Genomic DNA, 10,717 nt, shown 5'->3' on the forward strand with positions numbered 1-10,717 from the left:
CACGTCGTGCGCGCGGCCAAGACCAGTGTCTGGACTGCCGAGCCCGGCCACATGTGCCCGATCTCGATGACCTACGCGGTCGTTCCCGCGCTGCGGTTCAACCCGGACCTCGCCGCGATCTACGAGCCCTTGCTGACCAGCCGCGAATACGACCCGGAATTGAAGCTGCCGACAACCAAAGTCGGGCTCACCGCCGGCATGTCGATGACCGAAAAGCAGGGCGGCTCCGATGTGCGCGCCGGCACCACCGAGGCCACCCCCAACGGTGACGGCACCTACCGGCTGACTGGCCACAAGTGGTTCACGTCCGCGCCGATGTGCGACATCTTCCTGGTGCTCGCGCAGGCTCCCGAGGGGCTGTCCTGCTTCTTCCTGCCGCGGATCCTGCCCGACGGCAGCCTCAACCGGATGCGTCTGCAGCGGCTCAAGGACAAGCTCGGCAACAACGCCAACGCTTCCAGCGAGGTCGAATACGACGGCGCCACCGCGTGGTTGGTCGGCGAGGAGGGCCGCGGCGTTCCGACCATCATCGAGATGGTCAACCTCACCCGGCTGGACTGCACGCTGGGTAGTGCAACCAGCATGCGGACGGGCCTGACCCATGCCGTTCACCATGCCCAGCACCGCAAGGCATTTGGCGCCTATCTGATCGATCAGCCGCTGATGCGCAACGTGTTGGCCGACCTGGCGGTCGAGGCCGAGGCCGCCACCATGGTGGCCATGCGGATGGCCGGTGCCACCGACAGTGCGGTGCGCGGGGATGAGACCGAGACGCTGCTGCGCCGTATAGGGTTGGCCGCCAGCAAGTACTGGGTGTGCAAGCGCGCGACACCGCATGCCGGCGAGGCGTTGGAATGCCTGGGCGGCAACGGATATGTCGAGGAGTCCGGGATGCCGCGGCTGTACCGTGAGGCGCCGCTGATGGGCATCTGGGAAGGCTCTGGCAATGTCAGCGCACTGGATACATTGCGCGCTATGGCAACTCGACCGGAGTGCATCGAGGTGCTGTTCGATGAGCTGGGCAAGAGCACGGGTCAGGACGCCCGGTTGGATCGCCACGTGGAGCAGCTGCGTCCGCAGCTCGGCGACCTCGAGTCGATCCAATACCGGGCCCGCAAGGTCGCCGAGGACATCTGCCTGGCGCTGCAGGGCTCGCTGCTGGTGCGGCACGGACACCCGGCCGTCGCCGAAGCGTTCCTGGCCACCCGGCTCGAGGGTCAGTGGGGCGGCGCATTTGGAACCATGCCCGCCGGGTTGGATCTCGCGCCGATCATCGAGCGTGCTCTGGTAAAGGGATGACGCACGCGATCCGACCGGTCGACTTCGACAACTTGAAGACGATGACCTATGAGGTCACCGATCGGGTTGCCCGAATCACTTTCAACCGGCCCGACAAGGGCAACGCGATCATCGCCGACACTCCGCTGGAGCTCTCGGCCTTGGTCGAGCGCGCAGATCTGGATCCCAATGTGCACGTCATCTTGGTCTCCGGCCGTGGCGAAGGTTTTTGCGCAGGTTTCGATCTGAGCGCATACGCCGATCGCACCGGCTCGGCCGGCGGCACCGGCGCCTACCACGGAACCGCGTTGGACGGTAAAACCCAGGCGGTCAACCATTTACCGAATCAGCCGTGGGATCCGATGATCGACTATCAGATGATGAGTCGCTTCGTGCGTGGCTTTTCCAGTCTGTTGCACGCGGACAAGCCGACGGTGGTCAAGATCCATGGCTATTGCGTGGCCGGCGGCACCGATATCGCGCTGCACGCCGACCAGGTGATCGCCGCGTCCGATGCGAAGATCGGCTATCCGCCGACCCGGGTCTGGGGAGTGCCGGCCGCCGGGATGTGGGCGCACCGACTGGGCGATCAGCGTGCCAAACGTCTTCTGCTGACCGGGGATTGCATCACTGGCGCACAAGCCGCCGAGTGGGGTCTGGCAGTCGAGGCGCCGGATCCGAAAGACCTCGACGAGCGCACCGAACGCCTGGTGGAGCGGATCGCCGCGGTGCCGGTCAACCAGCTGATCATAGTTAAACTCGCGCTCAATTCCGCACTGCTGCAACAGGGTGTGGCCACCAGCAGAATGGTCAGCACGGTGTTCGACGGCGTCGCCCGGCACACGCCCGAGGGCCACGCATTCGTCGCCGACGCCGTGGAGCACGGCTTCCGCGAGGCGGTCAAGCACCGCGACGAGCCGTTCGGTGATTACGGCCGTCGCGCGTCCCAGGTGTAAGGCCATGTCGAAATCGCTGGCCCGCATGCCCGCCCGGTCGGTGGTGCTCAGCGTGCTGCTCGGCGCCCATCCGGCGTGGGCCAGCGCGGCCGAATTGATCAGGCTCACCAATGACTTCGGCATCAAGGAGGCCACGTTGCGGGTCGCGTTGACCCGGATGGTCAGCGCCGGTGATCTGGTCCGGTCCGCCGACGGCTACCGGCTCGCTGACCGGCTGCTTGCTCGCCAGCGCAGGCAGGATGACGCCATGCGTCCCCAACTGCGGCCGTGGCGCGGCTACTGGACCACGCTGATCGTCACCAGCATCGGCACCGATGCCCGTACCCGTGCGGCCTTGCGAACGATGCTGCACCACAAGCGTTTCGGTGAGCTCCGCGAAGGCGTGTGGATGCGGCCGGACAACCTCGAGCTCCACCTGCCCGCCGAGGATCACGCCCGGGTGCGCATCATGCAGGCCCGCGACGACGACCCCGCCGAGTTGGCCGGCCAGCTCTGGGATCTGCCGTCCTGGGCTCGCACCGGTCACCGATTACTCGCCGACATGTCGGACGCCACGGATGTTCCCGCTGGTTTCGTGGTGGCCGCGGCGATGGTGCGCCACCTGTTGACTGACCCGGTGCTGCCGGAGGAACTGCTGCCCGTGGACTGGCCGGGCTCGCGGCTGCGTGCCGCCTACAACGACTTCGCCGCTGAACTGCTGCAGCGGCGCGACGATATTCGACTAGTGGAGGCGACATGAGCGATCCGGTACGTGTAGAACGTCATGGCCCAGTGACCACCGTGATCCTCAACCGGCCCGAGGCCCGCAACGCGGTCAACGGACCGACCGCCACCGGACTGTTCGATGCATTCGAGGAATTCGACCGTGACGACACCGCATCCGTCGCGGTGCTGTGGGGCGACCACGGAACCTTCTGCGCCGGAGCAGATTTGAAAGCGTTCGGCACGCCGCACGCCAACGTGGTGCACCGGACAGGGCCCGGCCCGATGGGGCCGAGCAGAATGGTGTTGTCAAAACCGGTGATCGCCGCGGTCAGCGGCTACGCGGTTGCCGGCGGTCTGGAGCTCGCACTGTGGTGCGATCTGCGAGTTGCCGAGGAAGACGCCGTGTTCGGCGTGTTCTGCCGTCGGTGGGGGGTACCCCTGATCGACGGTGGCACGATCCGGCTGCCTCGGCTGATCGGGCATAGCCGGGCGATGGACATGATCCTCACCGGCCGTGCGGTCGACGCCAATGAAGCGCTGGCGATCGGCCTGGCGAATCGTGTTGTGCCCAAAGGGCAAGCGCGGGCAGCCGCCGAGGAGCTGGCCGCCGAGTTGGCCGCGCTGCCGCAACAGTGCATGCGATCGGATCGGCTGTCGGCGTTGCATCAGTGGGGGATGCCCGAAACCGAGGCGCTGGACTACGAATTCGCCAGCATCTCCCGGGTAGCCGCCGAAGCGACAGAAGGTGCCGGACGTTTCGCCGCCGGTGCCGGCCGCCACGGCGCGGCGGCTCAGTAGTTCGGCAGGCTGAAGGAACGCGCCGCCGCCAGCGACTGTCGGGCGACCAGTTTGCTGACGGCTGGGATACTTAGCATCCGAAGGGCGACGTTGCGCAGCGGGGCCAACCGGCCCGAGGAGACGCGTTCGGTTCTCAGGGCGCCGATCGCGAGCTTCTGACACCGCGCGACGTATGGCACGAGCAGTCGCTGATATCGGGCGAACGCCGCGGCGTAATCGCCACCCGCCGCGTGCATTTCGTGAGCCAACACGTAAGAGCCGACCAACGCGAGAGTCGTACCCATGCCTGAGCGTGGCGAGGCGCACCAGGCCGCATCGCCGGTCAGGCACACCCGTCCACGCGCGTACGAATCCAGGTGGACTTGGGCGATCGAATCGAAGTACACCTCCGGAGCTTCGGCGAGGCCGTCGAGCAACGTGGGAATTTCCCACCCCATCCCCGCGTACCTCTCGACGAATAGCCGCTTGTTGCCTTCGGTGTCGCGATAGTCGAAGGTGACGTGCGGGTCGCTGAGGAACAAGCTCGCTCGGGCCGGCTTGTCAGGGTCGATGCCCTGCAGGGCCGCGGTTCGGCCGGCGTCGATGTAGGCCATGCCGCAATGGTCAAGCCGCAGAAGGTTTTCGGTGTCGAAGAATCCGAAACACTGACCCAGTTGGGTGACGTACCGTTCTTCCGGGCCGAACACCAACCGGCGCGTGCCGGAGTGCAGCCCGTCCGCGCCGATGACAAGGTCGTAGCTGCCGGTCGACCCGTCGCTGAACGTCACGTCAACTCCTTGGCGGTTGTCGCTCAGGCCCGTAATGCGAACGCCGAAGCGGTAATTCACGTCGTTGCGGACGGCTTCGTACAGGATGCGAGTGAAATCGCCCCAGTGAATCTCCACCTCGCCGCTGATGACTTCGGCGGGTAAGCGTCCGACTTCCTTGCCCCGACGGTCGACGAGCACCAGGGGTCCCATCTCGGTGGCGCCCGCCTTCACCTGCTCGAGCAGGCCCATCTTCTCCAGCACGGTGAGCGCGGGACCTCTGAAGTCGACGGCCTGCCCGCCGGTGCGCAGTTCACCAGCCTGTTCGGCGATGGTGGCGGCATGGCCGTGCTTGGTCAACCAAAAGGCCAGGCTTGGACCGGCGATGCCGCCGCCGTTGATCAGGATGTCGAATGGCATTGCTGCGTAAGACTAACCGGCCTTGTTGATGGTGTTGCCGCTGCCGAGGTTGTCGACCTTGGGGTCGCCCGCTTTGTAGCTGATCGTGTTGTTGAACCCGACAACGTTGAGTTGTTCGTCGATCTTGTCGATGGTGATCTTGTTGTCGGCACCGCCGATGCTGACGGTCCCGCAGCTGCCCTTCACCGTCAGCGTGTTGTTGGACCCGCCCACGTTCAACGACTTTCCGTCGCCGCAATCGAGAGTGGTTGTGGTGCCCAGTGATCCATAGTTGATTGTGTTCCCGATGTCGAACTGGGCGCCCGTGCTGGTCGTGGACGGCGCCGGCGTCGACGAGGTGGGCGAGCCGGTCGAGGGAACCGTGCTGTTGTTCTTCGGTCCGCAGCCGGCCATACCGAACACCGCTATTGCGGACAGCGCCACGCCGGCTGCCGCGACCAGACGTCGAGATGAGCCATAGCTGTTGCGCATATGGCTTATCCCCCTACGTGACTGACGCGATTGGTCATGCCGAGTTCGCGACCGCGGTCCCAGACGATCGGATCACCGCTTTTGTAGAAGATGGACTCGTTGGAGCCGTACACGGTGATGTCGTGGACGACGTTGTCGGCGACGACGGTGTGACCCGAGCCCATCACGGATATGGCCCAGCATGACCCCAGCGCGTTGACGGTGTTCCTGGTGCCGTCGACCAACAGCGTTGCGCCATTGCAGTCGACGGTCTGCTCGAGACCTTCGCCGGTGATATGGGTGTCACCGTTTTTGGCGTGCCCGGTCGGTGCGCCGGCGGCAGATGTGCAGGCGATGGCGACCGCGCAGACCGCCGCGGTTCGGGAGGGGATCGACCATGTCACTCCCGTGCTCCTCCCGCCATGGCGCGTGATCTGCTCGAACAGAGCCTACGTGTTCGGGTCGTCGGCAGACTAGAGTTCTTCGTTCCAGGGTGGCTTCAACGAGAAGTCGTCGACCAACCCGGGAATGCAACCGAAGGGCGAGTGCCATGCCAGCTGAGCCGGAGTCATCGGCCGGTCGGTCGGGCGCCGGGTCGAAGTCGTCCCCCCGCGGAGGAAGGCTGAGCCGCGAGATCATCGTCAACGCCGCGCTCACCTTCTTGGACCGCGAGGGTTGGGACGCCCTGACGATCAACGCCCTGGCCACACAGCTCGGGACCAAGGGCCCGTCGTTGTACAACCACGTCGACAGCCTGGAGGACTTGCGCCGCACGGTGCGGATCCGGGTGATCGACGACATCATCCTGATGCTCAACAGGGTTGGCGAAGGCCGCGCCCGCGACGACGCGGTGTTGGTGATGGCCAGTGCGTACCGCAGCTATGCCCATCACCACCCAGGCCGGTATTCGGCCTTCACCCGGATGCCGCTGGGCGCCGGCGACGATCCCGAATACACCGCTGCGACCAGGGCTGCCGCCACGCCGGTGATCGCCGTGCTGTCCTCCTACGGGCTTGACCTCGAACAAGCCTTCTACGCGGCACTGGAATTCTGGTCGGCAATGCACGGCTTCGTGCTGCTGGAGATGACCGGCGTGATGGACGAGATCGACACCGACTCGGTGTTCTCGGATATGGTGCTGCGGCTCGCCGCAGGCATGGAGCGTCGCAGCGGATCCGGTGCAGAACAGGCCCTGTAATCGCGGCCGGTGAGTCGGCCCACCGGACCCCGACATCGTCGCTTTGACCTGCGCGACTCGCGGCGGGTATTGTGGTGGCTCGTGCCTGGCGGTTTTAGGCGCTTCACCTAAGACGCGCACGCCGGGCCAATTCTCATGCCAACCACGCAACGGATTGATTCTGCGGCGGGCGCATGCGACACACCCGGCCGCGGGGGACCGCGGAAGGGCATAACTGCACTACAGAGACTTAGAAGAACCAGAATCACGCAGCAACACAAAGACGAAGTAGAAAGCCGGTAGATGCCAACCATTCAGCAGCTGGTCCGCAAGGGTCGCCGTGACAAGGTCGCCAAGGTCAAGACCGCGGCCCTCAAGGGCAGCCCGCAGCGCCGCGGGGTCTGCACCCGCGTGTACACAACGACTCCGAAGAAGCCGAACTCGGCGCTCCGGAAGGTCGCGCGTGTCAAGCTGACCAGCCAGGTTGAGGTCACCGCATACATCCCCGGTGAGGGTCACAACCTGCAGGAGCACTCGATGGTGCTGGTGCGTGGTGGTCGTGTGAAGGACCTGCCGGGTGTGCGTTACAAGATCATTCGCGGCTCGCTGGACACCCAGGGTGTCAAGAACCGCAAGCAGGCTCGCAGCCGTTACGGCGCCAAGAAGGAGAAGAGCTAATGCCGCGCAAGGGCCCCGCGCCGAAGCGCCCGCTGGTCAACGACCCGGTCTACGGCTCCCAGCTGGTTACCCAGCTGGTCAACAAAGTCCTGCTGGACGGGAAGAAATCGCTGGCCGAACGCATTGTTTATGGTGCGCTCGAACAAGCTCGCGACAAGACCGGCACTGACCCGGTGGTCACGCTGAAGCGCGCAATGGACAACGTCAAGCCTGCCCTCGAGGTGCGCAGCCGCCGCGTCGGTGGTGCCACCTACCAGGTGCCGGTCGAGGTCCGTCCGGAGCGCTCGGTCACGCTGGCACTGCGCTGGCTGGTCAGCTTCTCCAAGCAGCGTCGTGAAAAGACCATGATCGAGCGGCTGGCAAACGAGATCCTGGACGCCAGCAATGGCCTGGGTGCCGCCGTCAAGCGACGCGAGGACACCCACAAGATGGCCGAGGCAAACCGCGCCTTTGCACACTATCGCTGGTAGGGGCGGGACCGGCTCCATAAGGGCAGAGTCGCCGGAGCGGATACAGCGAACCAACCAAGAATCGAAAGAGTGGGAAGACTTCCGTGGCACAGAAGGACGTGCTGACCGACCTCACCAAGGTCCGCAACATCGGAATCATGGCGCACATCGACGCCGGCAAGACGACGACGACCGAGCGCATCCTGTACTACACCGGTATCAGCTACAAGATCGGTGAGGTGCACGACGGCGCCGCCACCATGGACTGGATGGAGCAGGAGCAGGAGCGCGGGATCACCATCACCTCCGCGGCGACCACCTGCTTCTGGAACGACAATCAGATCAACATCATCGACACCCCCGGGCACGTCGACTTCACTGTTGAGGTGGAGCGCAGCCTGCGTGTGCTGGACGGCGCCGTTGCGGTGTTCGACGGCAAGGAAGGTGTCGAGCCGCAGTCCGAGCAGGTCTGGCGGCAGGCCGACAAGTACGACGTGCCCCGCATCTGCTTCGTCAACAAGATGGACAAGATCGGCGCCGACTTTTACTTCTCGGTGAAGACGATGGAAGACCGGCTGGGCGCGAACGTCATCCCGATCCAGCTGCCCGTCGGCTCCGAGGGTGACTTCGAGGGCATCGTCGACCTGGTCGAGATGAACGCCAAGGTCTGGCGCGGCGAGACGAAGCTGGGCGAAACCTACGACACCATCGACATTCCGGCCGAGCTGCAGGAGAAGGCCGACGAGTACCGCAACAAGCTCCTCGAGGCTGTCGCGGAGACCGACGAAACGTTGCTGGAGAAGCACTTCGGCGGCGAGGAACTGACCGTCGACGAGATCAAGGGCGCGCTGCGCAAGCTCACCATCAGCTCTGAGGCTTACCTGGTGCTGTGCGGTAGCGCGTTCAAGAACAAGGGCGTGCAGCCGATGCTGGATGCGGTCATCGACTACCTGCCGTCGCCGCTGGATGTGCCGCCTGCCGTCGGCCACGCTCCCGGCAAGGAAGACGAGTTGATCACGCGCAACCCGTCGACTGACGAACCGTTCTCGGCACTGGCGTTCAAGGTCGCGACGCATCCGTTCTTCGGCAAGCTGACCTACGTCCGGGTGTACTCCGGCAAGGTCGATTCCGGCAGCCAGGTCATCAACGCCACCAAGGGCAAGAAGGAGCGGCTGGGCAAGCTGTTCCAGATGCACTCCAACAAGGAGAACCCGGTGGAGACCGCCTCGGCCGGTCACATCTACGCAGTGATCGGGCTGAAGGACACCACCACCGGTGACACCTTGAGCGACCCCAACCACCAGGTCGTGCTGGAGTCGATGACCTTCCCCGACCCGGTCATCGAGGTTGCGATCGAGCCCAAGACCAAGAGCGACCAGGAGAAGCTGAGCCTTTCCATCCAGAAGCTCGCCGAGGAGGACCCAACCTTCAAGGTGCACCAGGACAACGAGACGGGGCAGACCGTCATCGGTGGCATGGGCGAATTGCACCTGGACATCCTGGTGGACCGGATGCGCCGCGAGTTCAAGGTCGAGGCCAACGTCGGCAAGCCACAGGTGGCCTACAAGGAGACCATCAAGCGCACGGTCGAGAAGGTCGAGTTCACCCACAAGAAGCAGACCGGTGGCTCGGGCCAGTTCGCGAAGGTCCTCGTCAGCCTCGAGCCGTTCACCGGTGAGGATGGCGCGACCTACGAGTTCGAGAACAAGGTCACCGGTGGCCGCATCCCTCGGGAGTACATCCCGTCGGTGGATGCCGGTGCGCAGGACGCGATGCAGTACGGCGTGCTGGCCGGCTACCCGCTGGTGAACGTCAAGCTGACGCTGCTTGACGGCGCTTACCACGACGTCGACTCGTCCGAGATGGCATTCAAGATCGCAGGTTCTCAGGTGATGAAAAAGGCTGCGGCGCAGGCACAGCCAGTCATCTTGGAACCCATCATGGCCGTCGAGGTCACCACACCCGAGGACTACATGGGTGACGTGATCGGCGACCTGAACTCCCGCCGTGGCCAGATCCAGGCCATGGAGGAACGCAGCGGCGCGCGCGTGGTCAAAGCTCACGTGCCGCTGTCGGAGATGTTCGGCTACGTCGGCGACCTGCGGTCGAAGACTCAAGGCCGGGCGAACTACTCCATGGTGTTCGACAGCTACGCCGAAGTTCCGGCGAATGTGTCGAAGGAGATCATCGCTAAGGCCACCGGCGAGTGAGCCAGCGAAGTCGACGGAGTAACCTTGCCCGGTCACGACCGCGGCACAACTGAAATAACAACACTGCTTTAACAAGCACCAACAAGTCCAGGAGGACACAGAAGTGGCGAAGGCGAAGTTCGAGCGGACGAAGCCGCACGTCAACATCGGGACCATCGGTCACGTTGACCACGGCAAGACCACGTTGACCGCGGCTATCACCAAGGTCCTGCATGACAAATACCCCGCACTCAACGAGTCGCGCGCGTTCGACCAGATCGACAACGCGCCCGAAGAGCGTCAGCGTGGTATCACGATCAACATCTCCCACGTGGAGTACCAGACCGAGAAGCGTCACTACGCGCACGTCGATGCGCCGGGCCACGCTGACTACATCAAGAACATGATCACCGGTGCCGCCCAGATGGACGGCGCAATCCTGGTGGTCGCTGCCACGGACGGCCCGATGCCGCAGACTCGCGAGCACGTGCTGCTGGCCCGTCAGGTCGGTGTGCCCTACATCCTGGTTGCGCTGAACAAGGCCGACATGGTCGACGACGAGGAGCTGCTGGAGCTCGTCGAGCTGGAGGTCCGCGAGCTGCTGGCCGCCCAGGAGTTCGACGAGGACGCCCCCGTCATCAAGGTGTCGGCGCTCAAAGCCCTTGAGGGTGACGAGAAGTGGGTCAAGTCCGTCGAGGAGCTGATGGACGCGGTCGACGAGTCCATCCCGGACCCGGTCCGCGAGACCGACCTGCCGTTCCTGATGCCCGTCGAGGACGTGTTCACCATCACCGGTCGTGGCACGGTGGTCACCGGTCGTGTCGAGCGCGGCGTGATCAACGTGAACGAGGAAGTCGAGATCGTCGGCATC

The 10,717-nt window shown here is 64.6% G+C and carries 12 protein-coding genes; 9 read left to right on the forward strand and 3 right to left on the reverse strand.

Annotated elements, in window-relative coordinates:
• The 4 genes from WAN02_RS30945 to WAN02_RS30960 all read left to right on the forward strand — a co-directional run.
• A partial coding sequence (locus WAN02_RS30945) for an acyl-CoA dehydrogenase family protein (protein WP_422269188.1) occupies nt 1–1,299 on the forward strand: 1,299 nt, incomplete at its 5' end.
• Nucleotides 1,296–2,234 (forward strand): crotonase/enoyl-CoA hydratase family protein, encoded by a 939-nt coding sequence (locus WAN02_RS30950; protein ID WP_422269189.1) that lies wholly within the window; start codon nt 1,296–1,298, stop codon nt 2,232–2,234. The genes WAN02_RS30945 and WAN02_RS30950, both read left to right, overlap by 4 nt.
• A 16-nt stretch (nt 2,235–2,250) precedes the next feature.
• Nucleotides 2,251–2,973 carry a PaaX family transcriptional regulator C-terminal domain-containing protein gene (locus WAN02_RS30955; RefSeq protein ID WP_422269197.1) on the forward strand — a complete coding sequence of 241 codons (723 nt, stop codon included), beginning with the start codon at nt 2,251–2,253 and terminating at the stop codon, nt 2,971–2,973.
• Nucleotides 2,970–3,737: a crotonase/enoyl-CoA hydratase family protein gene (locus tag WAN02_RS30960; RefSeq protein WP_422269190.1), complete on the forward strand. Its 768-nt coding sequence runs from the start codon at nt 2,970–2,972 to the stop codon at nt 3,735–3,737. Before WAN02_RS30955 ends, WAN02_RS30960 begins: the two co-directional genes overlap by 4 nt.
• On the opposite strand, the gene WAN02_RS30965 is transcribed toward WAN02_RS30960, so the two are convergent.
• The 3 genes from WAN02_RS30965 to WAN02_RS30975 are packed head-to-tail and all read right to left on the reverse strand — an operon-like array spanning nt 3,731 to nt 5,757.
• The gene (locus tag WAN02_RS30965) at nt 3,731–4,903 is read right to left on the reverse strand and encodes an FAD-dependent monooxygenase (RefSeq protein WP_422269191.1); all 1,173 of its coding nucleotides are present in this window, start codon (nt 4,901–4,903) and stop codon (nt 3,731–3,733) included. The genes WAN02_RS30960 and WAN02_RS30965 overlap by 7 nt on opposite strands.
• Before the next feature lie 12 nt (nt 4,904–4,915).
• Entirely contained in the window at nt 4,916–5,374 is a 459-nt protein-coding gene (locus tag WAN02_RS30970; protein ID WP_422269192.1) for a DUF3060 domain-containing protein, read from the reverse strand.
• A gap of 5 nt (nt 5,375–5,379) precedes the next feature.
• The gene (locus WAN02_RS30975) at nt 5,380–5,757 is read right to left on the reverse strand and encodes a DUF3060 domain-containing protein (RefSeq protein ID WP_422269193.1); all 378 of its coding nucleotides are present in this window, start codon (nt 5,755–5,757) and stop codon (nt 5,380–5,382) included.
• Between the two features lie 146 nt (nt 5,758–5,903).
• Here WAN02_RS30975 and WAN02_RS30980 point away from each other — a divergent pair, with 146 nt between their 5' ends.
• From WAN02_RS30980 to WAN02_RS31000, 5 genes are all read left to right on the forward strand, one after another.
• Nucleotides 5,904–6,551 (forward strand): TetR/AcrR family transcriptional regulator, encoded by a 648-nt coding sequence (locus WAN02_RS30980; RefSeq protein ID WP_422269194.1) that lies wholly within the window; start codon nt 5,904–5,906, stop codon nt 6,549–6,551.
• Nucleotides 6,552–6,833: 282 nt separating this feature from the next.
• Nucleotides 6,834–7,208 carry a 30S ribosomal protein S12 gene (gene rpsL / locus WAN02_RS30985; RefSeq protein ID WP_007767794.1) on the forward strand — a complete coding sequence of 125 codons (375 nt, stop codon included), beginning with the start codon at nt 6,834–6,836 and terminating at the stop codon, nt 7,206–7,208.
• Nucleotides 7,208–7,678 (forward strand): 30S ribosomal protein S7, encoded by a 471-nt coding sequence (rpsG, locus tag WAN02_RS30990; protein WP_343571739.1) that lies wholly within the window; start codon nt 7,208–7,210, stop codon nt 7,676–7,678. The genes rpsL and rpsG overlap by 1 nt, the downstream gene beginning before the upstream one ends.
• Before the next feature lie 83 nt (nt 7,679–7,761).
• Nucleotides 7,762–9,867: an elongation factor G gene (gene fusA, locus WAN02_RS30995; RefSeq protein WP_422269195.1), complete on the forward strand. Its 2,106-nt coding sequence runs from the start codon at nt 7,762–7,764 to the stop codon at nt 9,865–9,867.
• A gap of 103 nt (nt 9,868–9,970) precedes the next feature.
• On the forward strand, nt 9,971–10,717 hold a 747-nt coding region (locus WAN02_RS31000; RefSeq protein WP_422269196.1), incomplete at its 3' end, for an elongation factor Tu.

This window comes from Mycobacterium sp., assembly GCF_049281135.1.
Lineage (GTDB): Bacteria > Actinomycetota > Actinomycetes > Mycobacteriales > Mycobacteriaceae > Mycobacterium.

What these genes read in the sequence shown, in the direction of transcription:
- WAN02_RS30950 (WP_422269189.1), top strand. Translation starts at nt 1,296, where the DNA reads ATGACGCACGCGATCCGACCGGTCGACTTCGACAACTTGAAGACGATG.
- WAN02_RS30960 (WP_422269190.1), top strand. Translation starts at nt 2,970, where the DNA reads ATGAGCGATCCGGTACGTGTAGAACGTCATGGCCCAGTGACCACCGTG.
- WAN02_RS30965 (WP_422269191.1), bottom strand. Translation starts at nt 4,903, where the DNA reads ATGCCATTCGACATCCTGATCAACGGCGGCGGCATCGCCGGTCCAAGC.
- WAN02_RS30970 (WP_422269192.1), bottom strand. Translation starts at nt 5,374, where the DNA reads ATGCGCAACAGCTATGGCTCATCTCGACGTCTGGTCGCGGCAGCCGGC.
- WAN02_RS30980 (WP_422269194.1), top strand. Translation starts at nt 5,904, where the DNA reads ATGCCAGCTGAGCCGGAGTCATCGGCCGGTCGGTCGGGCGCCGGGTCG.
- rpsL (WP_007767794.1), top strand. Translation starts at nt 6,834, where the DNA reads ATGCCAACCATTCAGCAGCTGGTCCGCAAGGGTCGCCGTGACAAGGTC.
- rpsG (WP_343571739.1), top strand. Translation starts at nt 7,208, where the DNA reads ATGCCGCGCAAGGGCCCCGCGCCGAAGCGCCCGCTGGTCAACGACCCG.